Annotated in this window: 28 protein-coding genes; 5 read left to right on the forward strand and 23 right to left on the reverse strand. The window is 55.1% G+C overall.

The features are described 5' to 3' along the window. From C230_RS19990 to spoIIE, 3 genes are all read right to left on the reverse strand, one after another. Window positions 1–978 carry a protein kinase domain-containing protein gene (locus tag C230_RS19990; protein ID WP_018131751.1) on the reverse strand — a complete coding sequence of 326 codons (978 nt, stop codon included), beginning with the start codon at window positions 976–978 and terminating at the stop codon, window positions 1–3. Continuing rightward, window positions 950–1,663: a vWA domain-containing protein gene (locus C230_RS19995; protein WP_018131752.1), complete on the reverse strand. Its 714-nt coding sequence runs from the start codon at window positions 1,661–1,663 to the stop codon at window positions 950–952. The genes C230_RS19990 and C230_RS19995 overlap by 29 nt, the downstream gene beginning before the upstream one ends. A 122-nt stretch (window positions 1,664–1,785) precedes the next feature. Continuing rightward, entirely contained in the window at window positions 1,786–4,335 is a 2,550-nt protein-coding gene (gene spoIIE / locus C230_RS20000) for a stage II sporulation protein E (RefSeq protein ID WP_018131753.1), read from the reverse strand. A gap of 373 nt (window positions 4,336–4,708) precedes the next feature. On the opposite strand from spoIIE, the gene C230_RS20005 reads away from it, so the two are divergent. The 4 genes from C230_RS20005 to C230_RS0109265 all read left to right on the forward strand — a co-directional run bounded on the left by C230_RS20005 (window position 4,709) and on the right by C230_RS0109265 (window position 6,039). Next, window positions 4,709–5,200: a deoxycytidylate deaminase gene (locus tag C230_RS20005; RefSeq protein WP_018131754.1), complete on the forward strand. Its 492-nt coding sequence runs from the start codon at window positions 4,709–4,711 to the stop codon at window positions 5,198–5,200. Continuing rightward, window positions 5,197–5,508, forward strand: a complete 312-nt coding sequence (locus tag C230_RS0109255; RefSeq protein ID WP_018131755.1) for a MazG-like family protein — start codon at window positions 5,197–5,199, stop codon at window positions 5,506–5,508. The genes C230_RS20005 and C230_RS0109255 overlap by 4 nt, the downstream gene beginning before the upstream one ends. 91 nt (window positions 5,509–5,599) lie before the next feature. After that, window positions 5,600–5,734 (forward strand): cortex morphogenetic protein CmpA, encoded by a 135-nt coding sequence (cmpA, locus tag C230_RS21980; protein ID WP_018131756.1) that lies wholly within the window; start codon window positions 5,600–5,602, stop codon window positions 5,732–5,734. 122 nt (window positions 5,735–5,856) lie between these two features. Then, window positions 5,857–6,039, forward strand: a complete 183-nt coding sequence (locus tag C230_RS0109265) for a hypothetical protein (protein ID WP_018131757.1) — start codon at window positions 5,857–5,859, stop codon at window positions 6,037–6,039. 322 nt (window positions 6,040–6,361) lie between these two features. On the opposite strand, the gene C230_RS0109275 is transcribed toward C230_RS0109265, so the two are convergent. From C230_RS0109275 to C230_RS0109310, 8 genes are all read right to left on the reverse strand, one after another. Next, window positions 6,362–6,787, reverse strand: coding sequence for a S1 domain-containing RNA-binding protein (locus tag C230_RS0109275; RefSeq protein WP_018131759.1), 426 nt, complete (start codon window positions 6,785–6,787; stop codon window positions 6,362–6,364). 82 nt (window positions 6,788–6,869) lie between these two features. Then, window positions 6,870–7,241, reverse strand: a complete 372-nt coding sequence (locus tag C230_RS20010) for an FtsB family cell division protein (protein ID WP_169332840.1) — start codon at window positions 7,239–7,241, stop codon at window positions 6,870–6,872. Between the two features lie 13 nt (window positions 7,242–7,254). Continuing rightward, window positions 7,255–7,935, reverse strand: coding sequence for a spore cortex biosynthesis protein YabQ (gene yabQ, locus C230_RS21360; RefSeq protein ID WP_018131761.1), 681 nt, complete (start codon window positions 7,933–7,935; stop codon window positions 7,255–7,257). A 39-nt stretch (window positions 7,936–7,974) separates the two neighbouring features. Further along, complete coding sequence (gene yabP, locus C230_RS0109290; protein WP_018131762.1) at window positions 7,975–8,274, reverse strand: sporulation protein YabP; 300 nt, start codon at window positions 8,272–8,274, stop codon at window positions 7,975–7,977. A gap of 132 nt (window positions 8,275–8,406) precedes the next feature. Further along, complete coding sequence (locus tag C230_RS0109295; RefSeq protein WP_018131763.1) at window positions 8,407–8,676, reverse strand: RNA-binding S4 domain-containing protein; 270 nt, start codon at window positions 8,674–8,676, stop codon at window positions 8,407–8,409. A gap of 5 nt (window positions 8,677–8,681) precedes the next feature. Then, entirely contained in the window at window positions 8,682–8,954 is a 273-nt protein-coding gene (locus C230_RS0109300; protein ID WP_018131764.1) for an HU family DNA-binding protein, read from the reverse strand. 121 nt (window positions 8,955–9,075) lie between these two features. Then, window positions 9,076–10,536: a bifunctional methyltransferase/pyrophosphohydrolase YabN gene (gene yabN, locus C230_RS0109305; protein WP_018131765.1), complete on the reverse strand. Its 1,461-nt coding sequence runs from the start codon at window positions 10,534–10,536 to the stop codon at window positions 9,076–9,078. 12 nt (window positions 10,537–10,548) lie between these two features. Then, on the reverse strand, window positions 10,549–12,171 hold the full coding sequence (locus C230_RS0109310) for a putative polysaccharide biosynthesis protein (protein WP_018131766.1): 1,623 nt from the start codon (window positions 12,169–12,171) through the stop codon (window positions 10,549–10,551). Between the two features lie 420 nt (window positions 12,172–12,591). On the opposite strand from C230_RS0109310, the gene C230_RS23600 reads away from it, so the two are divergent. Next, on the forward strand, window positions 12,592–12,726 hold the full coding sequence (locus C230_RS23600; protein WP_018131768.1) for a hypothetical protein: 135 nt from the start codon (window positions 12,592–12,594) through the stop codon (window positions 12,724–12,726). Between the two features lie 266 nt (window positions 12,727–12,992). On the opposite strand, the gene spoVT is transcribed toward C230_RS23600, so the two are convergent. From spoVT to purR, 12 genes are all read right to left on the reverse strand, one after another. Then, window positions 12,993–13,535 (reverse strand): stage V sporulation protein T, encoded by a 543-nt coding sequence (gene spoVT / locus C230_RS0109325; RefSeq protein WP_018131769.1) that lies wholly within the window; start codon window positions 13,533–13,535, stop codon window positions 12,993–12,995. Window positions 13,536–13,805: 270 nt separating this feature from the next. After that, window positions 13,806–14,747 (reverse strand): peptidylprolyl isomerase, encoded by a 942-nt coding sequence (locus C230_RS0109330; RefSeq protein ID WP_018131770.1) that lies wholly within the window; start codon window positions 14,745–14,747, stop codon window positions 13,806–13,808. Further along, window positions 14,740–18,267, reverse strand: coding sequence for a transcription-repair coupling factor (gene mfd / locus C230_RS0109335; RefSeq protein WP_018131771.1), 3,528 nt, complete (start codon window positions 18,265–18,267; stop codon window positions 14,740–14,742). Before mfd ends, C230_RS0109330 begins: the two co-directional genes overlap by 8 nt. Window positions 18,268–18,437: 170 nt before the next feature. Then, window positions 18,438–18,671: an anti-sigma-F factor Fin gene (locus C230_RS0109340; RefSeq protein WP_018131772.1), complete on the reverse strand. Its 234-nt coding sequence runs from the start codon at window positions 18,669–18,671 to the stop codon at window positions 18,438–18,440. A gap of 124 nt (window positions 18,672–18,795) precedes the next feature. Beyond that, the gene (gene pth / locus C230_RS0109345) at window positions 18,796–19,356 is read right to left on the reverse strand and encodes an aminoacyl-tRNA hydrolase (protein ID WP_018131773.1); all 561 of its coding nucleotides are present in this window, start codon (window positions 19,354–19,356) and stop codon (window positions 18,796–18,798) included. A 114-nt stretch (window positions 19,357–19,470) separates the two neighbouring features. Beyond that, window positions 19,471–20,142, reverse strand: a complete 672-nt coding sequence (locus C230_RS0109350) for a sigma-70 family RNA polymerase sigma factor (RefSeq protein ID WP_018131774.1) — start codon at window positions 20,140–20,142, stop codon at window positions 19,471–19,473. 262 nt (window positions 20,143–20,404) lie between these two features. Next, the gene (locus C230_RS0109355) at window positions 20,405–21,058 is read right to left on the reverse strand and encodes a 50S ribosomal protein L25 (protein WP_018131775.1); all 654 of its coding nucleotides are present in this window, start codon (window positions 21,056–21,058) and stop codon (window positions 20,405–20,407) included. 217 nt (window positions 21,059–21,275) lie between these two features. Beyond that, entirely contained in the window at window positions 21,276–22,220 is a 945-nt protein-coding gene (locus C230_RS0109360; protein WP_018131776.1) for a ribose-phosphate diphosphokinase, read from the reverse strand. A gap of 10 nt (window positions 22,221–22,230) precedes the next feature. Beyond that, a complete protein-coding gene (gene glmU / locus C230_RS0109365) occupies window positions 22,231–23,622 on the reverse strand; it encodes a bifunctional UDP-N-acetylglucosamine diphosphorylase/glucosamine-1-phosphate N-acetyltransferase GlmU (RefSeq protein WP_018131777.1) in 1,392 nt (463 codons plus the stop codon). A gap of 112 nt (window positions 23,623–23,734) precedes the next feature. Then, a complete protein-coding gene (gene spoVG, locus C230_RS0109370; protein ID WP_018131778.1) occupies window positions 23,735–24,007 on the reverse strand; it encodes a septation regulator SpoVG in 273 nt (90 codons plus the stop codon). 178 nt (window positions 24,008–24,185) lie between these two features. Beyond that, window positions 24,186–24,566, reverse strand: a complete 381-nt coding sequence (locus C230_RS0109375) for a RidA family protein (RefSeq protein WP_018131779.1) — start codon at window positions 24,564–24,566, stop codon at window positions 24,186–24,188. Next, entirely contained in the window at window positions 24,559–25,389 is an 831-nt protein-coding gene (purR, locus tag C230_RS0109380; RefSeq protein WP_018131780.1) for a pur operon repressor, read from the reverse strand. The genes C230_RS0109375 and purR overlap by 8 nt, the downstream gene beginning before the upstream one ends. Between the last annotated feature and the right edge of the window lie 47 nt (window positions 25,390–25,436).

A 25,436-nucleotide genomic window follows, 5' to 3' on the forward strand; every position in this document is an offset into this window, starting at 1 on the left:
CTATTTTATCATAAACAGACGCAAAATCATGGACATCCAAAGCACCACCGAGCCGATCGCCGCCCAATGCGACCAATCCCATTCGCGCTCCAGCTCCCGGTCGATTTTTTTGTAAAATCGGCTTGCCCGTTTCCGCCAAGCCCCGCCTGTTTCCGCTGCTTTCACCCGGACTGCGGCCCGGCGCATCTCATCGGCGCTGTGAAAGCCGCCGCGCCACGCTTTTTCTACTACCGGCAGCCAACAGCGGGCGAACGGGTGGCCGGACAGCAAGCGGCGGACCGTTCCCCAATCCTTTTGTCCCGTTGCCGAAGCCAGTTTGTTTTTGCCGTTCGGCTGCAGCAAATCCACGATCAGCATGGCCGCCGCAAACAGGTCATACTGGCGGTCCGCCCGCCGGGAACCGACGTTCCAACTGGCACGGTCATACCATTCGGTGTATTGCCGGATCGCCTCCCCGAAGCGGCTGACCCCGCCAAAATCGACCAGCCGCACCTCCCCGGTGATCGGATTGACCAACACGTTCTCCGCTTTCAGATCGCCGAACGCATACCCCATATCGTGCAGTTGTTGCAGGAAAGCAAGCAATTGCAGCAGAATGCCGCACACGGCGCTCGGTCCTTTTTCCCGGACGTAGACGCTGGCTGGGATGCCCGGGATATATTCCATCGCATAAAAGAAAACCGGTTGGCCACTGTCTGTCACGCAATCGTCCAGATCGGAAACAAAAGGTCCGAGGCGAAGGCCTTGGACCGAACGGGACGCAGTATATTGCAATTGGGTCTGCAGTTGTTTCAGCAACCTGTATTCAAGCGCGATGCCGGTTGCGTCGGTTGACAGCTTCAACGCGTACTTCCGCCCATTTTCCTGCACCAAATAGACCTGTCCGTTGGCGCCGGAACCGAGCGGCCGCACCATTTTGTAAGAACGGCCGTTCCAGCGCCCTTTTATCTTAAACAACGTAGCTGCGGGCGCTGCCATCGGCGATCTCCTTTCCCGCAAGCAACAACTCGATTGCTTGTTCCAATGCGGGCCCCGTCGGTGTACCGCCGGCGGCCGACAGCCCGCTGCTCAAAGCCGCCAGTCCAGGGTTTTCGCAAAATTGCGACACCACTTTCGCCACAGCACCCGCCGCCGGGTAGGTCATCACCGCGATCTGATGTTTTCCCTTGCGGGCATCCAGGCCGATTTCCAAATCGCGAATCGCTTCCCGTACCTGCGGCAGTTTGCCCTGCATGCTCGCCGACACATCGACCAGCAACACCAAGCGAAGTTCCGCTTCCTCGCCTGCCTGATCGATCAGATGGGCGACGTCCATCCGTTTTTCGGGCGGCAAGTCGGTCATTTCCGTACCGACGATCGACCGCAGCTCCTGGTTCACCACCTGTTGAATCGTGAGTTGCATCGTATAACGGGTCATCATATGCATCGTCCGGGCCAGTTGCTTCACTTCCACGATCCGGCTGATGCCGCCTCCTGCGTTGGCGATTTCCTGCACTTCCCGCTGTCCGTCGGCGCCCAGCGACCCGCCGTCGACGATTCCGATCACATTCACCGCAATCCCGTGCCGCCGGGCCGTTTCAGCCGCGTGCACCGGGTTGCAGCCGATATTGGAACAACCGTCGGTGATCAGCAAAATTTGCTTGACTGTCACTTGTTCCCACATCAGTTCCACTCTCCTCGCAACAACTTCTTTTTCTAGTATGTCCGAGGAGATAGACTCTCAAACTCTCCCACCAAAGTGAAGGTAGCCTTCGCAGCAAATTCCGAATACTTTGGTGTGCGCCCCTACACCCCATGCTCATCCACACCCGCCTGAACCGGAACCGGTTTGACGGGCGCGGTTGGCTTGCGCTTGATCCGTTTCATGCCGGGCAGCTTGATTGTCGCCCATTCGGGGTGGTATTTTTCGATTTTCGCCACCAACGCGGTCATATCGTCGACGATCTTGCCGTGGTTGACGCGGACCGCCAGTTCCACCAGCAGATCGGCGATCACTTGCGGGTCGGTCGAATCGAACCGTTCAATCTGCTTCTTGAACCAGTCATCCTTGTCAAACACATGTTTCGGAGCGTCGTAAATCCCATCCGACATCAAAATCAACAGATCCCCCTCCTGCAAATCGGCCACCACCGTCTGGATGTCGATGTCCTGTAAAATGCCGATCGGCACGTTCTCGCCGCGGATCGAAATGACTTCCCGGCCCCGTTTGATAAACGAGGGGACAGAGCCGATTTTCAGGAATTCGGTTTGGGCGGTGAACTGATCGATCAGCGCCAGATCGAGCGTGGTAAAAATCTCGTCCCGCGATCGCAGCAGCAGTACCGAGTTGACCGTTTTGATGGCCAACTGTTCGTCAAAACCGGCTTTCAGCAGCTGCTGCAGCAGCCGGATGGCGGCGCTCGATTCCTGCATCGCCCGTTCTCCGTTGCCCATGCCGTCGGATACGGCGACGGCAAATTTTCCGTTGCCGACATCCAGCGTCGTATACGAATCGCCACTCAGGATTTTGCCGTCCTTGGCCGCCGACGTCACCGCCGTTTCCACATGATAGACTTTGGCGGATCGGAACACTGCGGTCAGGCAGCCCTCTCCGTTCGTCCGCTTTTCCGCGACGGTGATATTCTCGCCGACGATTTCAGATAACAGCGGCGCGATTAGTTTCTCGCATTCGTTCATGTCGCTTGCCAGCGTCTGCGTCACCTCGATTTCCACCTTGCCTTCGTCGAGGCTGATGATGTCGACCGAGCGGATCGACAGCCCCAACTGTTCCAAAGACGCGACAATATGTTCCTCATGGTCGGCCGACGCGTGGTTTTCCTTTTGCAATTCCTCTGTCAATCCCCGCATGATGCCGGATACGCCGTGCAATTGGGCAGCCACCAGATCGCGGCTCTCCTGCAGCCTCGCCTGCCACATCATATCCCGTTTGATCGAATCGGTCGCTTGGTACAACACCGGCAGTACCTGTTCCGTCCGGACACACCGTTTCCGCAGTTCCGCCGGCATCGTTTCCTTTGTCACCACGACGGTCGAATCGATCATTTCGACCGTTTCCCGCAGCGCGTGGTAGGTGGGGTAAAAATCCATGTCCCAGCACTGTTCCCGTTTGTAACAGGAGGCGCAAACCCGATTGGCGACCACATCCAATGCGGTGTACAACGCCTCTTCCTGATCCTGGTGTCCGATCGCCGTAAGCTGCGAAAAGGAGCGGGCCAACTCCTGAAATACGTTCGAAACTTCGCGAATCCGACCGGCCATCAGTTCCCGCACCCGGCGTGCGTAATCCTGCTGCGAAAGATAGTGTTGGTGGGTACCCGGAACATAGCGCGACACCTGGTCGATGAACGCTTTGGGGGTCAGCAACAGCATCAGGAACGCGGCCAACGTCTCGCCCACCGCAGTCAACACCTGCGGCAGATCCTGCACATAAACGGACAAAATCGCCGTGCCGAGCACGAATCCGATCCCCATCCCGATCCTGCCCGCATCTTTCAGGATGCCGCCGAGCAAACCGGAAAAAGCGAGCATGCCGATCTGCGCCACGGCGGCCAAATTGGCCATCGCCAAAATGATGCCGGTCACCACCCCCACGCTTGCTCCGACACCGGCCCCGCCGATAAACGCGAACAGCATGATCAGGTAGCGGCTGAATATATTTTCGAATGCAAGAGGTCCTGCATGAATCCCGGAAAGACCGGTCAGCACAGACGCCATCAGGATGATCAGGCAAAATATCTCTTCATGCCGCAGTTCCTTGACGCCCCGTTGAAACGTAAAGATCGGCAGCGATTGAATGAAAATCAGAGTCAACACCATCGCCAGAAATCCTTCGATCAACCCCATCATCAGCGCATAGCGGGAAAGATCCCCTAGCGCCATGGCAGAACCGAGCTTCGCCCCGGCATCGACAAGAAACACAACAAACGGAACTGCGTTCAGACTCAACGCTTTCTTTCTCGTCAGGATGCTGTACACCCCTCTGTAAAGCACCAACGCGCCCGCCAACAGCAGCACATTCGCGATGCTGTGGACGGTGGCGGTGCCCGCCAGCAACGCGATCATCACTTTGCCGGCCGCCCCTTTTTTTAACCGCAGCATCACCGCGTACAGCGCCAATGCAAACGGCGAAATCTCGCCCAGAATCTCCGCCCGCCCGAGAAAAAACGCCATGATCACTAGGAAGAAGCCCGGGGTGGCCAACAGGTTCCTCTCCCGCATTTTTTTCAAGCTTGTCCACCATCCGCGAACGCCTGCCCGCCCCTGCACCACCGCTCCGTTGTCCCCCTGCCCGGTCGCCGCCGTCTCAACTGCCGCCTGCCAAATCCTTTTCCACATCGTCGGTTCCTCCCGTTCCAAAATTCAGTAGCCACATTATAGCAGGGGATGTCCACAAAGTTTGTCGGAATGCGCTGCAATCCGTCTCATTTTTCCGACAGAAATCCCGTTTTCGCCAAAGCTGAATGGTCTCTGGAGCGGTTGCGGCACGCAACAGGGAACGCCGAAAGCGGTAGCGTCTGTTCGAAATCTGAGCGGTATCCCGCTGTCATCCCGGAATACGCCGCTTACCGCCAGCTTTTCGCCGATTGCTGAATCGGGGCCGTCTGTGTCGAAACCTTTTTTGCCAGTCGACAGAAAAACTGAAAATCGGTATCGTAGTAAATAATAGACCGGTAAGTTAGGGATAGTGGAAACACGAGGAGCGAGCAGGATGCGGCCGATCAAATATTCAATCTATATGAACATTGCGGAAGAGTTGGCCCGCGCGTCCACCTGCCGGGTGCACGTCGGTTGTGTGGTGGTGGGCCGGGATGGGGTGATCCACGGACTGGGCTACAACGGTTCGCTGCCGGGACACCCGCATTGCGAAGATGTCGGATGCGAGTTTGACGAATATGGACATTGCCGCGCCACATTGCACGCCGAGCGGAACGCTCTCCGCCGGGCTGCGGAAAAAGCGCGGGGAGGCATCGCCTTTGTCACCCATTTTCCCTGCCCGGATTGCGCGAAAGAACTGGTCGATTACGGGATTTCGGCCGTGATTTTCAAAAACGACTACCGCCGCAGTCCGATTTCCGTCCGCATTCTGGAGCGGGCCGGCTTGCTTGTGGTGCCATTCGCGGGCAAACAGGCGGAAGACTGGATCGCGCTTGAAGAAAAAATCGGTTGGCGGCAGCCGATATCAGGAGGAACGGTGCGATGACATCATCTATGAAAACGATCACGCTTCCCCGTTTGAACAGGCTGACTCCCACCCTCGAATCGACCGCGCTCAAACTGTTGGAAGAAGCAGGGGAGCTGGCGCAGGCGATCGGCAAGCTGCGCAACCTATCGGGAGAAAGCAACGAAGTGAACGACCAAGTGATGGAGCGGATCGCCAGCGAGCTGGCCGATACGGCGCAAACCTGCATCACCATGATGTATGTGCTGGAGGAAAAATACGGAGTCAATATCGACAAAGTGTTGGAAGCACACATCGCAAAATTGAAACAAAAAGGCTACTGCGACTGACCGACGTTTGGCCAGGCGGCCAATTCGGGCACATTTCCCCCGGGTAATGCGTATACTAGAGCACCAGCCTAGTGATCAGGAGGGGAATGACATGCCGAGTTGGCTGCGAAACCAACTGCAGCGAGCCTTCCGCGAACGGGACAAACATTCGGTTGTGATGTTAAACCGCGTGTTTTACAAATACAGGAGAAACCTGCACGGCAACGCGTCCCACAAAGCGACGTAAAGAGCAGCCGTGAGTTTGCCCATAGTGGAAAGCAGAACCTCTTTTGACAGGGTGCCGCTTCAGGTCTATAATGGAATCGACTCTGGTTGTTGTGGAAATCCTGTAATTGAGGTGAACGTCAGATGCCATTACATCCCTTTTTGACCGCCGTTGTCATGATCATTTTCGGTCTGCTGGCGGTGCCGCCGATGCTTTCGCTGGCTCGCGAACGCCGTTTCTTTTTGGCCGGACTCATGTTTGTGACGTTTGTCGTGTTCGTTGCAGCAGGCATCGTTGCCTCCAAGGTTCCTCCCGGGGCGGCGTAAAAAGAAACCCCGCATGGCGCGTGCAGGATCGTGCCGGTTGCGGGGTTTTCCGTTTTCATTCCGCTTTGTCTCTCCGCCTGTAATTGGCGATCATCCACCACAGCGGAACCACCAGCAGCGCAATCACTGTGATGGCAATTCCGATGTAGGACCAAATCAGTGGATCCATCCTCGCCGCCCTCCCGATCAGAATATCCGCTCTCCTTTACGCACACTCGTTCAGCCGGGTTCTGCTTCTAGTTTGGCTTGCAGGCGGCAATTCATGCATAAAAATCAGAAAAGCATTCCGCAAGCGGAATGCCGGATTTACCATGTGTTTGCTTTATCCCCTGCGGCCGCCGCGCCCGCCGCGTTTGCTTTCGCTGCGCTTGAGCGCCATCAGCCGGTCTTCACTTTCTTTCAAAAATTTGGACAGCTTGTCTTCGAACGATTTCTGCGCAGGGCGCGATCCGCGCTCGCGCGGTCCGCGATCCCGTTCATAGCGACGCGGAGCGCCTGCCTGGTCGGCCGGTTTATCGATCGCTTGCCGGATGGAGAGTCCGATCTTGCCGTCCTTATCCACGTTCAAAACTTTGACTACGACGGTATCATTCACCTTAAGGTGTTCGTTGATGTCTCTTACATACGAATCAGCGATCTCCGAAATGTGCACCAATCCGGTGACACCTCCGGGTAGCAGCACAAACGCCCCAAAATGAGTAATACCCGTAACTTTGCCTTCCAGTTTGCTACCCAATTCGATCGACATGAAAAAGAAGTTCCCCCTTAGATTTGAAAAACCATTTACCATTTCAAATTATATGCGACGGCCGGAAAAAGTGTCAAGCGCGCTATTCCCCGGGGCGGTAGACGATTTCCCCCTGCTTGATCATATTATAGTATTTACGGGCAAGCCGAGCGATATAAGAATCATCCTGCAAATTCTTGTATTCGGTGTTCAGCTGCTGCTCCTGCTGACGCAAATCGGACAATTGCCGTTCCAGCCGCTGCCGCTCCTGCTCCAGCCGAAGATGGTTCGGCCAGATCACGAACGCAAACGTGTACAATGCCCACAGCGAAAAACACGCCAAAAACAGCAGCCGCAGATTCAGCTTCCGTTTTTTGCGCTCGGCCGGCGCCGCCTGCCGAGCGACCGGTCCCAAAGCGGGATTGACGTATACGATTTTCGCGGCGGTCGGTTTCGCATGACGATCTTTTTTCACCGGCATCACCTGATCAAGGTTTGGGCGGTTTGTCACCATCCCTGTTCAATAACCAATTCGCCAACCTCGCCCAAATTCCTTTTTCTCCCGCCAAAAAGGCGCGAATCAGCCACGCAATCGGTTGCAGCAGCCGCCCGGCGCGTTTCACATAAGGCTGCAGATACGGCACAAACGGCCGGATCAGCCGTTTCGCCAGTTTCCAGGCAATCCCCCCCAACCACAGCAACATTTTCCCGAGCGGCTGAAACGGCCACAAAATCAACCTTTCCAGCATTTGCAGCAAGCGGTCCAGCGTCCGCAGCAAACTCTGCAGCAGCCGCCAGGCCCATGCCAGCGGGCCGATCACAACCACCAGGAAGCCGCGGTAGATCGTCAGGCAGAAATAACGAATCGCCAAGATGATGCCGACAGTGCTGCCGACGACCAGCCGCTGCAGAAAAATCCGGTAGAGCACATACCCGATCATCATCACGACGAATACATACATCCGCAATTCCCCGTCGTTGGCCCACATCAGGCTCGAAAACACCAAAAAGATCGCCACAATCCAAAACGCGAAATCAAAAATGGGCCCTGCCCAGCGCAAAAACCTCCAATGCCGCAGAACCACCCGGTACATGTCGTGGACGGCCCCTAGAACCGCACCGTTGATGCTCATGACCAGCAGGGTCATGTATTGCGCTTCGAGTGTCACAGCGTCTAAGCCCCTTTCTTTGCGACCGCAGGACCGTGTCTATTTGAACAGTTTGCCGAAGAACCCTTTCGCCTTCTCCGTCGCCGGCACCTTTTCGTCAAAGTAGCCGAGATCAAACACCATCCCCTCGATCGACACAATGCCGTTTTCCAGGTTGAGCGTTTTGATATGCAGGTTGTCGCCGCGGATCACCAGCAGTCCGTATCCCGTTTGCAGCACAAATTCGTGCGCGTCGAAACTTTCCACGTTCAAAACCCCGGTCACCTGCACCGCCTGCCGGTTGAAAAGCGTCACCTCGTGCCGCTCGAACTGTTTATGCATACGCGTCCTTTCTTCCATCGAGATCCCTCCGGTGGCAAAAATCAACGCTTTGGCGGACCTTCCATCCGCACGTCTTCGCTACACTCTATGCAGGCATAGGACAAGAAAGAACAAAAAATGGACGACCTATTCCTGGTCGTCCGCATCGTCTTATTTCGGATCTCCCTCGATCCGCTTTTCCGACACGACAGTATACAGATCGGCCGCCTGTTCTTTCGACGCGTGTTCCGCAACCGTGTTGACTTTTACTTCGACGATCTTCGTGCCAAACGTAATCGTCAGCACATCCCCCGCTTTGACCTCCGAAGACGCTTTAGAGGGGCGCCCGTTAATCCGGATGCGCCCCTGCTCGCAGACTTCTTTCGCCAAAGTCCGGCGCTTGATCAAGCGCGACACTTTGAGAAACTTGTCCAGTCGCATGTTGCTTACTTGGTCATTTCCTTCAGCTTCGCACCGGGCTTGAATGCCGGCACGCGGGTGGCAGGGATCGTGATGACCGCGCCGGTTTGCGGGTTGCGGCCGCTGCGGGCAGCCCGCTTGCGGGTTTCAAACGTGCCAAAGCCGATCAATTGCACTTTGTCGCCTTGCTTCAACGCTTCTCCGATCGCGTCCAGCAATGCGTTAACTGCTGCCTCCGCATCCTTCTTTTTCAAGCCGGTTTTTGTCGCAACAGTGGCAATCAGTTCGATCTTGTTCATTCGGAAATCTCCTTTCCAAGCAACGGATTTGTTGGGGTTTCAGCTGAACCTATCCTGCATATTCGCGGGGCGATCCGAAAATCCTGCAAATTCGCGCGAAATATTTCCAAATCCCAAAGCCCTACCGTTTTTCGAGTCCTTTCGCTTCGTTCCACCCGGCGTCCATCTCGTCCAGGTTGCTGTCGGCAAACGTTTTGCCCTGTTCTGCAAGCTTTTGTTCGATATAGCCGAATCTCCGGCGGAATTTCAAATTCGCCTTGGCCAGCGCTGCTTCCGGATCCACCTTCAGATAGCGGGCCAAATTGACCAGTACAAACAGCACGTCGCCGAGTTCTTCCGCCTTGTCTTCGGAAACGCGCAGTTCCTCCACCTCTTCCTTCAGCTTCTCGAAAACCCCTCCGATATTCGGCCATTCAAAGCCGACAGCAGCCGCTTTTTTCTGCAGCTTGTATGACACCATCATGGCCGGCTGACCGCCCGGCACTGCATCGAGAATCGAATTCTGCTGCGGCAAGCCTTTGTCCTGTTTTTCCCGCAGCTTGATCGCTTCCCAGTTCGTCAGTGCCGCATCCGCGTCTGCCGCATGCTTGTCGCCGAACACGTGCGGGTGCCGGCGGATCAGTTTCTCGTTGATCGCCTGAATCGTGTCGTAGACGGTAAACGTGCCTTCTTCCGCCGCGATTTGCGCGTGCAGCGCCACCTGCAGCAGCAGATCTCCCAATTCTTCGCACAATGCGTCCGGATCGTCCCGGTCGATCGCTTCCGCCACTTCGTACGCTTCCTCGATCACATGTTCGCGGATCGATTGATGAGTTTGCTCCCGGTCCCAGGGACAGCCGCCGGGAGAGCGCAGGATTCCCACGATTTCCAGCAGCTTGGAAAATTGGCGATGGGCAGCGGGCGGCTTGTCCGTTCCAGCTATGTAGAGAGTGGTTAAATGATCCACCCAATCGAGCCTGTCCAACTCATAAAGCGGCACCCGCTCGATTCGCTCTTCCCCGTCGACTCCGACTGCTCGCGCCACAGTGACTGGATAGTCGTCCGGGTAGATTTCCATCAGGCTGAGCTTGACATCGGCCGCCACGTCCTGATTGTACACCTGCACGAGCACCGTATGAATGGCAGGATTCAAATGCTGCACATGCAAGCCGGTACCGTCGAGAATCAGTAGCCCATCGGTCGGATCCACACCGACCCGCAGCAGCAGCTCGTCCAGAAACGAGTGGCCCGGTCCCAGTTTGATTTGCACACCGGCGGCAGGCCCTTTTTCCAGCGCGATTTGCACAGTTCGTTCCGCCACGCCGGGGTGGCCGGGAACCGCATAGACGATCTCCCCGCGCTGTTTGGCTTCCCGCAACAAGAACTCGACGATTTCCCGATACAAAGACTCAAAATCCTCCGCCCGCTCATACAACTCGTCGAGCGGTTGAAACGGAATGCCTCTGCGCTTCAGTTCCTGCACGACCGGATGGCGCTCTGTGCGCAGAAAAATGGGCTTGCCTTCCTGCAAAATCTGATATGTCCCGAGCGGCAGTCCCGCCCAGGAACCGGGACCGAGTCCGACGATATGAACCGTTGCCATGATTCCACACTCCTAACGAACAAGTCCGATTTTTGCCAAGATGGATGCCAGTTGCGGCCCGATTCGCGGCAGCGAATGGATATCTTCCCTTGTTAAACTGCCCGACGCCAACAGCGCCAATCCGTATACGAAAGCGGCGATGCAGATCGCGGTCAGTGTAAAGCAGGCGAACGCCAGACGCTCCGACAGAGCACTGTGCAAGAAGTGGGGCAGGCCCTCCCGCAGCGCAACGTACACGGCCACGCCCAGCAGAAACGAAGCGGCCAGCGGTCGCCAAAACAGCAGTGAAGTATCGAACGGAACACCACTGTGCCGGTAGACATCCCACAAATTCAGCACCGCCGCGACGAAAAACGACACCATAGTCGAAACGGCGGCTCCCTCAATCCCCCACAGCGGCACCAGCAGCAAATTGAATGTGAATTTGCAAACTCCGCCAATCAGCAGGTTGCGCACCGGCATATAAACGAACCCCATCCCCTGCAAAATGGCAGAGGTGGTCAATTGCACCGATGAAAACAAAGTGGCGAACGAGATCGCCCGAATCGCCGAAACGCCTTCCGCATCTTTAAATAACATAATATCAATCGGCCCGGCCAGCAAGAGCAGGCCAATCGAGGCAGGCAGCGCGATCAGAACCGTCATCCGCATCGCCAGTTCCATCCGGTTGCGGGCGGCACGCATGTCCCGAACGGCCAGCGCTGACGCGATGGCCGGCATCAGTGCAGCACCGATCGCCGTCGCGATCGTTGTCGGCAGCATCATTAACTTGAACGCGCGGCCGGACAGCAGGCCGAACAGTTCGGTCGCCTGGTCCTGGCTGTACCCGGCCTGCTTCAGCAGATTGACGACGGTAATCACATCCACGTTGTTCATGAGCGGGACCACCATCGCCCCCAACGACACCGGGATCGCGTAGTAAAACAATTTTTTCACGACCGTCCGGTTACGCTCGGAAGGCACTTTGTTCGGCATCCGAACATCATGCCGGAACAGCTGCCGCTTTTTCCAAATGTATCCCCACAGCAACACAAACGAGACGCATGCACCTGTCACTGCGCCAAACGCTGCCCCGGCGGCCGCCCACTCTTCGCCGTATCCCCACCGCAGCAGCAGCCAGGAGGCGATGATGATCGTCCCGACGCGGGCAAACTGCTCCACCACCTGCGAAACAGCGGTCGGCTCCATCACTTGCCACCCCTGAAAATAACCGCGAACCGCCGCCATCACCGGCACCACAAGCAGCGCCGGCGCCACCGCCCGGATCGCGTAGATCGCATCCGGATCGCCGGCAACCTGCGCGAACCACTCCGCCCCCCACCACAACAGCAGGAAACAGGCCGCGCCCGAGGCGAGCAACAAACCAGCAGCGATGCGAAACACTTTTTTCGCGCCCCGATAATCGCCGATCGCCACTCGTTCCGCCACAAACTTCGACACAGCCACCGGGAACCCGGCGGTCGAGAGGATCAGCAAGGTGGAGTAGATCGGGTAGGCCATCTGGTACAACCCGAGTCCGCGATCGCCGATCATATTTTGCAAAAAGATGGTGTACACCGACCCCATAATCTTCGATAAAATGCCCGCTACAGCCAAAATCAGGGCACCCCGCAGAAACACGTTCCGCTCCGACATGGTTTCCACCCTCTCCCACTCTGCCATTATAGCAAAACCACGTGCCCCGAGGGACGTGCCAGCTTGCCTACCCTACTGTATGCCGCATGTCCAGCGAAAAATGACCAATTGGTCTTCCATCGTATAGCAAAATTCCCGCCGCAGTTTCGCTTAAATGTTTTTAAGGCGAGCCTTCCATGTTACAAATCCTAAAAATTGAGATGAAACAACTTCTAAAAATTGAAGGATTTCCATATACAAATAGCGAATGGATAGAGACGGGGAGGAGGGATAACGTGGAACAGTTTGAAAGAATCATCAAAATCGTTTGTTTGATCATTTTCACTTGGAGCTTTGTGTATTTCACTCTGAGGTTCGTTGAATTCTCCCGGAACCTCACCACTGTTTTGGTCGGCAAATAACTTTTTGGGAGGGTTGGTTTTGATCGACAAACCACACGTTTACTATGCACTTTCCATCGAAGATCAGAGCAGCAAGATCTACGATCAGGGTGCCTGGTGGGTGCAAGCCACGGTTGGCGATCTTGCTGACACAACCAATTTTGGCCGGGGATAGCCGAATTTTCCTATGGCACAATGGCTTCCATTGACTTAAATCGGACGGCTGGGTTCCGATATTACTATACAATCGATGGTCGTAGTTACTACGACGACTATACCGTCACACAAAACCGCCCAATCCGGTATGACTATTGATGACGAATGCTGTTTTCAGCCCACTTAGTACCCCTCATTACACAATAGCTGAAAGCCTGATGTTATAATAAAAATGGGATGGGAATAGCAAATTCCCCACCCCATTTACAGTTTAGTACGGATCGATTATTGCTCCATCTGTTTGGCCAGGAAACCGGCTGCCGTTTCCGCCAGCTTGCTTTCCAGTTCCCCCATTTTGACGTTCTCATCGCGGGAGAGGAGAACGACCGTTCCGATCGGGTCTCCTTGCGCGATAATCGGTGCCACCACGCGGGAGGTGAACCGTTCGCTGCGCTCTTTCAGGATCGACATGTCGGCCGGGGCGGATACAAGCGAAGTTTTGCGCTCTTCCATCACTCTTTCGATATCGGCGCCGATCTGCTTATCCATAAACTCCTTCTTGGAAGCACCCGCCACCGCGATCACCACGTCCCGGTCAGTGATGAGGGTGATGTGGCCGAGGCTCTCATAGAGGGAATCAGCATATTCTTTGGCAAAATCCCCCAGTTCACCGATCGGCGAATATTTCTTCAGAATCACTTCCCCGTCACGGTCTACAAAAATTTCCAGCGGATCTCCTTCGCGAATGCGAAGCGTGCGGCGGATTTCCTTCGGGATCACGACGCGACCCAAATCATCGATTCTGCGGACGATACCCGTAGCTTTCATGGATGATGTTCGACCTCTCTTTCATGGTGTAAAGTTCTGTATGCGGGATGAGGATGATCGCTTGCTTATTGGACTCTGTTGCCATTATTTTGTCCGAATGACCGATTTATTACATTGGAATATAATGGTCTCCTGCCTCGCCGTAAGCTGCATGTTCAGGGGAAAGTGGAATTAGTATCTACCCGATTCAATGGAATATGCAACAAAAAATAACAATCCCGGCAGAACGCGATGGCAGCGTCCCGCCGGGATTGCAAGCATCCGTTTCCATTATCTCGAGTCGGCCGGCAATGTGATTTTGATGTTGGCGTTTTTCTTCAACTCGTCCATGTAGCTGTTCCATTCGGTTTCCAGCGCTTTTTCATTCTTTTTGAAATACATCTGTTTCAGGTCTTCTTTAACCGTGTCAAACGGTTCCGGATCGCCACGTTTTTCCACTTTCAGAATATGGAATCCGTATTCGGTCTGCACCGGATCAGACAGTTTGCCGACTTCGATGCTCGCCGCTGCTTCCCGGAACGGATCGACATATTGGCTGAGCAGCCCTTCCATTTTGCCGCCGTTTTCTTTCGCAGTCGGGTCAATCGACACTTCCTTCGCCACCTTTGCGAAGTCTTCGCCGTTTAACACGCGCTGCTTCGCTTTCACCGCGTCTTCTTTGGTTTTCGTCAGGATATGATAGACGGTTGCGCTGCGAAAAGCCGATTTGTTTTCCTCATAGAATTTTTTCAGCTTGTCGTCAGGCATCAGTTTCGTTAGCTGGAACTGTTGCGCATACAGGGAATTCTCCACCAGCGCCTTGATATCCTGGTCCTGGATGCCGAGTTTCTTCATCTGGTCGTTCAGCTTTTTTTGGTCGCCGCCGTACGCAAATTGCGTCAGCATGTCCTTATACTGCTGCAGCATGGCATTCACCTGGTTCGGGTCCACCTTGACGTCCGCTTCCTTCGCCTTCGCCACCATCACCTTTTGGTACAGCACATACTCTTCGAGAAAATCCTGCTTGCTCTGCCCTTTCGCCTGATCCAATTCAGCCATCAGCTCATGCCGGATGTTGTACTGCTTTTGAAATTCGCCCTGATACACCTCACCGCCGTTGTAGGTGGCGACCACCGGACCCGACGTGTCGGCCGTGTTGCCGGAACATCCGGTCAACGCGGCACATAAGGTGAACGCTGCCGCAATTGTTTTCCATCGGTTGGTTTTAGACATTCTGCAATTCCTCCTGATTTTTTAGGACTCCTTTGTAGGCGACCAGAAATTTTTCCACCATTTCCAGCATCTCGGGTCCTTTCAGCCCTTTGGCGCGCAAAGTGATGGTAATGTGCGTCCCCGCCATCAGCTTCAAACGATCCGGAAACTGCTGGGTGAGCGCAAACAGTTTTTCGCCGTGAATCCGCGCGTTTTGCCGTTCCGACAATTTCATCACGATATCATGGCCTTCCTGCACGAGCGACGTAAAATCATACTGGATCGCATACGCCTTGATCCGCGTGACGGTCAGCAGATTGCGCACCGGCTGCGGAATATCGCCGAACCGGTCCTCAATCTCCTCCTCCAGGTCCTGGATGTCAGAGAGAGTACGGGCCGCCACAAATTTTTTGTAAATCTCGATCTTTTGCATCGTGTCCGCGATATACTCGCTCGGAATGTACGCGTCCGCAGCCAGCTCGACCTGCGGTTCCGGCGGCGTTTCCTTCTTCTCGCCCTTCAACTCCTGAATCGCTTCCGCCAACATGTTGGAATACAGATCGAATCCGACCGACGCAATAAAGCCGTGCTGTTCCGCCCCGAGCAGGTTGCCTGCTCCGCGGATCGCCAAGTCCCGCATCGCGATCTTGAAACCGGAACCAAGTTCCGTAAACTCCTTGATCGCCTGCAGCCGCTTCTCCGCCACTTCGGTCAGGACCTTGTCCCGCTGGTAGGTAAAATAGGCATAAGCGATCCGGTTGGAACGGCCGACCCGCCCGCGGAGCTGATACAACTGGGAGAGTCCCAGATGATCCGCATCGTAGACGATCAGCGTGTTGACGTTCGGGATGTCGATGCCCGTCTCAATGATCGTCGTCGATACAAGCACATCGGCCCGCCCTTCGAGAAAATCGAGCATCACCCGTTCCAGCTCTTCCTCTCCCATCTGGCCGTGTCCGACGAGCACTTTCGCGTCAGGCACCAGCGCCCGGATACGTTCCGCCATGCTGTCGATATCTTTCACTTTGTTATAGAGAAAATAAACTTGTCCGCCGCGTCCCATCTCCCGCTCAATCGCTTCCCGCACCAGGATGTCGCTGTACTCCACCACGTACGTCTGAACGGGAAAGCGGTTTTCCGGCGGCGTCTCGATCACCGACAAATCGCGGATGCCCAGCATCGACATGTGCAGCGTTCTGGGAATGGGGGTTGCTGTAAGCGTAAGGCAATCAATATGATTTTTCAACTGTTTAATTTTTTCCTTGTGGGTGACTCCGAACCGCTGCTCCTCGTCGATAATCAAAAGACCGAGATCCTTGAACTTGATGCTCTTGTTCAACAGGCGGTGGGTGCCGATCACGATGTCGACCGTTCCGTCCGCCAGCCCCTTCGTCACCTCTTTCATCTGCGCTTGCGTGCGAAAGCGGGAAACCACTTCCACCCGCACCGGAAAGCCGGCACATCGTTCCTTGAACGTTTCATAATGCTGCTGCGCCAAAATGGTGGTGGGCACCAGCACGGCCACCTGCTTTCCGTCCATCACCGCTTTGAACGCGGCGCGAATCGCCACTTCCGTTTTGCCGTAGCCGACATCTCCGCACAGCAGCCGGTCCATCGGCCGCGGCTTTTCCATATCTTTCTTGATTTCCTCGATCGCTTTCAGCTGATCGGGCGTTTCGTCATACGGGAACATCGCTTCAAATTCCCGCTGCCAATGGGTGTCCGGGCTAAACGCATGGCCGGGCGTCGCTTGCCGGGCGGCATACAATTTGATCAAGTCTTGGGCAATGTCCTTCACCGAATTCTGGACTTTCGACTTGACCCGCGCCCATTCGTTGCCGCCAAGCGAATACAGCTTCGGTTCCTTCTCTTCCGCCCCGACATATTTTTGGATCAGGTCGATCTGCTCGACCGGGACGTACAGTTTGTCCTTTCCCTTGTATTTGATGTGCAGGTAGTCTTTGTGATTCCCGTCAATGACCAGTGTTTCGATCCCCAGGTACTGTCCGATCCCGTGGTTGACGTGCACCACATAGTCGCCCACTTTCAGGTCCTGGTAGCTTTTCAACTTCTGGGCATCGGACAGCGCTTTCATTTTTTTCGCTTTGCGCTTGGCGGCAAATACCTCGTTCTCGGTGATCACGGCCAGCTTGAACGACACCAGCTCAAAACCGTTCGCCAGATTGGCCTGCAAAATCACCGGCCGCTTCCCTATCCCCGCAAGGCTGCTCACCCGGTCGGCCTGCATCCCGTAGTCCTCGAGTACCCGTTGCAGACGCTCCGCCCGTTCCGCGTTCGCGGCCAGAAACACAACCCGCACGTTTGACCGGTGCCAGCGCTCCAGCTCCGCTTTTAAAACGGGCATCTGCCCGTGGAAGTTCTGCCCCGCCTTGGCGGATATGTTCACCAGTTGGTGCAGCGGAACACCCGGAATGCTCCGCGGGAACAGCGACAAGAAGAGGCGTCGCCAGCGTTTGCCGACAAAGAGCTTGCTGCGGTCGACAGCCGGGATGATGCCTGGCAGGATTTCGCCGTGTTCGAGCGCGGCCGTCTCCCATTCCGCCTGTTCCTTCTCGAGCATCTGAATCGACTCCCGGAGGCGGGTCGGTTCATCCAATACAAGAATCGTGTTTGACGGCATGTAATCGAGCAAATTGGCCGATTGCGGATCGACGAGATGCGCATAGCGAATCAGTCCGGAAAACGGAATGCCCTCCCGCATTTGCTCGATTTCCCGGCTGATGTGCTGATCCAATTTTTCCGCGAGCGAGGCGTCGCGGATCTTTTTCTTGTGCGCTTCCAGCCGCTGCTGCAGTTCATCGGCCAACGCCTGCAGCTGTTCCGGCCGCACGAGAATTTCGCGAATTGGCCAGAGTGACACACTGTCCAATTTTTCGGTGGAGCGTTGCGTGGTCGGATCAAACAGACGGATCGAATCCACTTCAATATCAAAAAATTCGATCCGCACGCCCATGTCCATCGTCAGCGGAAAAATGTCGAGGATGCCTCCGCGAACCGAGAACTCGCCTTTCGATTCAACCATCTCCACCCGCTCATAGCCCAAATACAGCAGTCGTTCAATCAGTTCTTCCAGGCGGATCTCATCGCCGACCTTTACATGTATAGCAGCACCAACAAAAGTTTCTTTAGCCGGCAAAGACTGATGGACAGCCGCAATCGGAGCGATCACGACGGACGCTTTGCCTCTTGCAAGCGACTCCAATACGCCCAGCCTTGCGGCCGCCTGTTCAGGAGAGTAGGCCAGAATATCAAGATAGGACAATTCGCGGTCGGGAAACAGATGAACTTCCTCGCTGCCAAGCAGTTCCGACAAATCTTCATAGACTTGTTGGGCCTGCTGCAGATTGTGCGTGACAATCAGCAAAGGCTGCAACAAACAGGCGCGCAACGCGGCAATATACAAATGTCGCGCGGAACCGCTGATTCCCGCCGCCCACTGTTCTGACAAGGTTCCTTCAAACCCTTTCAGGATCGACTGAAAATCCGGATCGGACCGAATTAAATCAACCAACGGATGCAAGTTACTATCCCCTCCATACAACAAGAAAACTTGGCATTTGCCAAGCCTCACTCAGAAAAATGCCTGGTATCTCCCGCTTGTCACTGATAGATGCTAGTTTCCAATTTTTGACAAGTACAAAAAAGCCTGAAGGTCGAAGACCTAGGCTTCCTGCTCTTGACTTTGCCTTCTCATTGCAGCGGATTTTCCAGCAGCACCAGTTCCGGATGCGCTTCGATCGCTTCCTGGCAATAATCGCAAATCGTTTTCACGTATGCAACATCCTCATCCGAATTATACGTTATTATATCGGCCTGCTCTTCCGCCGTCAAGGAAGTGAACCCGAGCCTCGTTTCGTCCACCCGGCCGTGATCGACTCTGCCCAAATACGATCGGCAATGTCTGCACACATAGATGAATTGCACAAAAATTCCTCCTCCATCTTCTTCTGCATTAGTATGGACGAGGAAGCGATTCACCATACCCCGTTGTTCCACTGCGGTGGGAAGCTGCGATACCCGGTGCCGAATGTCGGACGTAAACGATTCATCATGAATTGTGACGGTTCATCGCCGTTTGAAAGCTGTCTTCGATGTAGGTTTGCAAAGCGGACGCCGCGTTCCGGATCGCCTGTTCAACCAGCGGGCGCTGTTCTTTGCAAAAAGCGGACAGTACATGATCGACGACGGTGACTCCCGGATCGGGACGGTCGATGCCGACCCGGATCCGCAGAAAATCCTGCGTTCCCACACAGGATATGATCGACTTGATCCCATTGTGCCCGCCCGCGCCTCCCTTGACGCGCAGCCGGATTTTGCCCAAGGGAAGATCCATGTCATCGTACACCACCACCCATTCGCTTGCATCCGGCTTGTACCAATCCAACACCTGCCGCACCGCTTGCCCGCTCAGGTTCATATAGGTCATCGGCTTGACCAGCACAATTTTCTCACCCTGATACGTGCCTTCCCCGTACAGAGCCTGACACTTGCTTTTGCGCACGTCGATGCCGAGCGCGTTCGCCAGCTCGTCTATCACCATAAACCCCACATTGTGCCGGGTACCTTCATATTCTTTTCCAGGATTGCCCAAACCGATTACGATTCGCACGCTCCATCCCCCTAGCTGGTCGGTCTCCTTTTCTAGAGTAGCGTTCCCGCCAGAAGGATGCAACGTTGGCGCGAAAAAAAACCTCCCTTACGGAAGGTTTGTTCAGATCGCTGCTCACATCGCCGCCTGGGCGCTGAGTACTTCGAAAATCTCTTGCAGTTGTTGATTTTTCGCCAGCTTGCGACGGACGCGGGTCAATGCGTTATCGACCGCTTTCCGACTGGGAAGTTCCAAAATATTCTGGATTTCCAGGTGACTGCATTCTTCAAAGTAGAACAGCACCAGGCAATTGTACTCCAGCGGCGTCAGGTTTTCGTTTTTCAGGATTGTACGAATGTTTTGCAAGGAGTCTTTGCGCAGCAGGATCTGATATGTAGACTTGCCGGGGTTTTCGATAACTCCCTCAAGATATGATGTATCGCAGGCAACGCCGTCTTCGTTTACCGTAGGACCATCCAACCGCATCGCCGTCCGGTTTGGCACATTGGCTTGTCCATACAATCGGCGAAGCCGCGATTTGATGTGATTCTCCACTGTCAGTTTACAATAAGAGAAGAATGACATCTTGCCGGGTTCAAACGACTTCACTGCATTCCAGACCTCAATCCTTGCCCACTGAAAAATCTCGTCCCGATCCGCCATCCAGCACGCATAGCGATAAGCGATTCGGCGGCACATCGGTTCCACGCGCTTCAACGTTTCCTGAAACGCATCCTCACAGGTTTTGGCTTTTAGCGCAAGAGCATTCAAATCCAGAGATGCGAAAGCGTTTGGATCCAGAGACATTCTCATTCCTCCTTCCGCAAATACTGACGAAATCTGTCGAAACGAATCCTATCTCTAAAATACATCGCAAGCACCGTTAGGAAACAGGTACGAAACGCCCGGTTTCCTTAAATTCCATAAAACTTTTGGATTATTTTTGCATAGGCAGAAAGTCCCGGCATTTCCACCAAAATAAAAATACCCGCCAAAAAGGCGGGTCAAAAGCTTCTGATGTTGCATGAACGAGCCCGAACAAAACCTGATATCAAGGGGTTCCGCTGTGTCAGTCGTGGGCGCCAGGTGCTTCGTGCGCACCCACACCCTCGCCTTCCGTATCGTGCACCAAATCCGGTTCCTTTGGTTCGATTTCCGTGTCAGGCGGCGCATTTTTCGCTGCGATGACGGAAACAATGACTTCCTCGGGGTCGGACTTGATCTCGCATTTTGCCGGAACCTGCAGATCTTTCACGCGCAAATTGTTCCCGATGTCCATGTGCGAAATGTCTTCCACCAAATACTCCGGCACATCGACCGGCAGCGCCCGCACCAACACTTCCCGCATTTGTTGCTGAATCACCCCTCCCCGCTTCTCCACTGCCTCCAGACCATTTAGATATACGGGTACTTCGACGTCAACCGGCTCATCAAGAGAAACTGCGTGAAAATCGATGTGCAGCACCTGCCGATTCAAGGGATCGCGGTCGATATGGTGAATGATCGCGTGGTGCCGGCCGATTCCCTCAATGTCCAATTCGACCAGCCCACGGCCGTTCTGGGCGGCGATTGTTTTGAACGAGTCGGCGTCGATCGAAATCGGGGTGGATTCGACATTCCGGCCATACAGCACGGCCGGCACCCCTCCCTCACGGCGAATCCGGTTTCGCTCCCCCTTCGTCAGTTTGGTGCGAATTCTGCCTCGAATCGCAACTTGTTCCACTCCAATCCCTCCAACGTCGTTCGTCTCAGTTTGTTCCATTCCCTATAGCGATATCCATTTTGCAGGGAGTTCAAACGCGTTTCGGAGAATTCTGTGAGGATTCGGGGAGGGGGAGAGAACAAGATAACTCCGCAGCCGGATCGAATCGCCCGGCACCGCGACAGACTTCTGGATGCCCGGTGCCAAGCGAACATCCAACCGCGGAGTGGATTTGCACCTATTCAAACAGCAGGGAAACCGATTCTTCGTTGTGGATTCGCAGGATCGCGTCAGCGATCAACTTCGCCACGGAACGGACGACGATTTTGGCTGAACGCTTTTCGTCGGCCAGCGGAATCGAGTTGGTCACCACGACTTCCTTGATGACAGAATCGTTCAAGCGCCGGATGGCAGGACCCGAAAAAACAGGGTGTGTGCAGCACGCATACACTTCGCGCGCACCGAGTTCAATCAGCGCTTTCGCCCCGTGCGTAATCGTTCCCGCCGTATCGATGATGTCATCGATCATAATCGCGGTCTTTCCTTCAATGTTCCCGATCACGTTCATCACTTCGGCCACGTTCGGTTCCGGGCGGCGTTTGTCTATGATCGCGATCGGAGCACCGAGCCGTTCCGCCATGCTGCGAGCCCGGGTAACGCCCCCCATGTCGGGGGACACGACGACCACGTCCTGCAGATTTTTGCTCTTGAAATAGTCAGCCAAAATCGGCTCTGCATAAAGGTGATCGACCGGGATGTCAAAGAATCCCTGAATCTGCCCCGCATGCAGGTCCATCGTCACCACGCGGGTGGCGCCGGCAGTCTGGACCAGATTCGCCACCAGCTTGGCCGTGATCGGATCGCGCGCCCGCGCTTTCCGGTCTTGGCGGGCATACCCGTAATACGGGATGACCACGTTGATCCCGGCTGCCGACGCCCGCTTCAGCGCATCGACCATTATCAGTAGCTCCATCAGATGCTCATTGGCGGGAGCGGAGGTCGGTTGGATGACGAACACGTCACAGCCGCGCACGCTTTCTTCCAGTTTGATTCGAACCTCGCCGTCGGAAAAACGGGTCACATGCGAAACGCCCAGTTCGATTCCCAGATGCTGCACGATTTCTTTTGCCAACTCCGGGTTGGCGTTGCACGTGAACACTTTCAGCTTTTTATCCCGATACACCAATAACCCCTCACTTTTTTGGGCCCCGCTCGCGCAACTTGGCCTCTAATTTCGACTTGTACCCCTCTTTGACCACCTGTTTTTCCCGTGCGATCGCCAAAGCTCCATCCGGCACATCGTCGGTGATGGTGGAGCCTGCCGCTACGTACGCATCGTTGCCAACCATCACCGGCGCCACCAGGTTGGTGTTGCAGCCGATAAAACTGTTGTTGCCGACAACCGTGCGGTGTTTGGTAACGCCATCGTAATTGACGGTGATCGTTCCGCACCCGATATTCGTTCCGGCTCCCACATCCGCGTCCCCGATGTAGGACAGGTGGGGAATTTTACTGCTTTCGCCGATTCTGGAATTTTTCACTTCGACAAAATCGCCGATTTTCACTTTGTCAGCCACCGACGAACCGGGACGGACATAGGCGAACGGCCCGATCTGGACGTGCGTACCAAACGTCGAATCGAGCAGCACCGATTGCATGACAACGCTCTCATCCCCAACCGTGCTGTTGTGAATTTGCGTATACGGACCGATCACACACCCCCTGCCGATTGTGGTGTTGCCCGTCAAAATCGTACCGGGATGAAGGATCGTATCGGCTCCGATTACAACGTCCGTATCGATGTAGACAGTTGCCGGATCCACCAGTGTGACACCGTTTTTCATATGCTGCAGCCGGATTTTTTCGCGCAGGATGTTTTCCACCATCGCCAGCTGCGCCCGGTCATTCACATTCAGAATTTCGTCCGCATCCTCAACGCAGCAGGCGGCGACCCGTTTTCCTTGACGCCGCAGGATGTCCAGACAATCCGTCAGGTAGTATTCCCCTTGCGCATTCTCGTTGGTCAGCGATTTCAACGCTTCGACCAGCGAGCGGGTATCAAAACAGAAAGTTCCCGAGTTGATTTCACGAACCGCTTTTTCGTTCGGAGACGCGTCTTTTTCCTCGACGATCCGCAAGACCGAACCGTCTTCGCCCCGAATGATGCGGCCATATCCGAACGGGTTGTCCACAACGCCGGTGAGCACCGTCGCGGCCGCTTGCTGGTCCCGATGGAGTGCGATCAGTTGCGTCAGGCTCCCGGCAGTGATTAACGGCGTGTCTCCGTTGCAAACCAGCGTGATTCCGTCCTCTCCCTCCAGCAAAGGAACCGCCTGCATCACCGCATGTCCGGTTCCCAATTGCTCCGCTTGCCACACAAATTCCACTTCGCCTTGCAGCGCCGCTTGCAGCTGGTCCCCGAAACTCCCGATCACCACAATCCGGCGGGAGATGCCGGCCGCTTGTTGGGCATCCAACAGGTGGCGAATCATCGGTTTCCCGCATATCGGATGGAGAACCTTGTGCATTTGGGATTTCATGCGGGTGCCAAGGCCTGCAGCCAGGACAATGGCCGTAATTGACATTGTAAACGATTCCTCCGTCCTTCTCCGTCTAGAATCCACCCCTCATTGTACCCGAACAAAAATGATCCCGCAAGAAAACTCCTGCGGGATCCGGAATGGCCGATTTTTCCTGTTATGCCCCTTCCTGCACTTCCTCCGCCCGGTGATACACGTCCAGGATCGCCATTTGGATTTTCTGCCGGGCTTCCGATGAAATCGGATGGGCGATGTCCCGGAACTCTCCGTCCGGCGTGCGCTTGCTTGGCATCGCCACAAACAGTCCGTTGTTTCCGTCAATCACACGAATGTCATGAATCACAAACTCATGATCAATCGTGATCGAAGCGATCGCTTTCATGCGTCCTTCCGTGTTCACTTTGCGCAGTCGTACATCGGTGATTTGCACCCTCTGGCAACCCCTTTCTCGATGTTATGCCCCTTGCCTCATATATTCGATAACCGATTGATTTTTCCTGTCGAAAAAATAAAAATAGACGAATAAATTTTTCCCGACATAAATCGATTTTAAGTGACAAAAAGCACAACCGCGGACGGTTGTGCTTGCAGGTCGCCGATTCTATTTTTTACGCGCGGACGGCGATCAGTTCGATTTCCACGCCCACATCCTTCGGCAAGCGGGCAACTTGCACGGTCGAGCGAGCCGGGCGGTTGTCGCCGAAATACTCGGCGTACACCTCATTCACTTTCGCAAAATCGTTCATATCCGCGATAAAGACGGTCGCTTTCACGACATCCCGGAACGTACAGCCCGCCTCGCGCAGCACCGCCTCCAGATTTTTGAACACTTGGCGGGTTTGCGCCTCGATATCGCCGGTCACCAGTTCCCCTTCCGGGGTCAGCGGGATTTGACCGGAGGTAAACAGCAGGTTGCCGACTTGCACCGCCTGCGAATAGGGACCGATCGCCGCCGGCGCCTGAGTGGTGGAAATGATTTTCTTATCCATCCGAATTCTCCTTTCGTGCGAGCTGAAAATTGCCCGGTACGACGTGAATTTCCCGGGTCAATTCGTCGACTTGCGACAACACGGTGAGCGCCACGTAATCGTCGAGCAGTTTCGGCACCGGCTCGGAAGTGGACATAAACACGCCGACTCCGACCACCTCCGCCTTGAACTCTTTCATCATGTCGGTCATGGCCTTCGCTGTTCCGCCCGCTTTCATAAAATCATCGATGATCAACACCTTGGAATGCTCCGGCAGCGAACGTCGGGACAACGACATCGTTTGGATGCGCCGGGAACCTGACACATAATTGATCGAGACGGCCGACCCCTCCGTCACCCGATGATCCCGCCTGACAACCACGGTTGGCACGTGCAGATAGCGAGCGGTCGACACCGCCAGCGGAATTCCTTTTGTTTCCACCGTCAGCACGTACTCGGCGCCAGCCCCGGAGAATACATGGGCAAAAATCCGGCCTGCCCTGTCCAGCACATCCGGCCTGCCCAAAATATCGGAGATATACAGGTAGCCGCCGGGCAAAATCCGGTCCGGATCAGCCAAAAGCCTGCACATCTCCGCCACAAAATCGGTCATCTGCCGCGACGGGATGCCCGGTATGTAGCGGACGCCGCCAGCCGCCCCTGCTTGCGTTTCGAGCGAGCCGGTGCCTTCCTTCAGCAACACGTCCCGAATGATCGCCAGATCCTCCGATAACGACGATTTGGCGGAGCCCAATTTTTCCGCCATCTCGGTCAGGGACAGCAAGCGATACGGTTGTTCCAGCAAGGTTTGTGTCAATCGCACGATACGTTCGCTTCTACGCAAGCCGCTTACCCCCAGAAAACACGAACATTTAACACAAATAATACCAC

The organism is Effusibacillus pohliae DSM 22757 (assembly GCF_000376225.1).
GTDB lineage: Bacteria > Bacillota > Bacilli > Tumebacillales > Effusibacillaceae > Effusibacillus > Effusibacillus pohliae.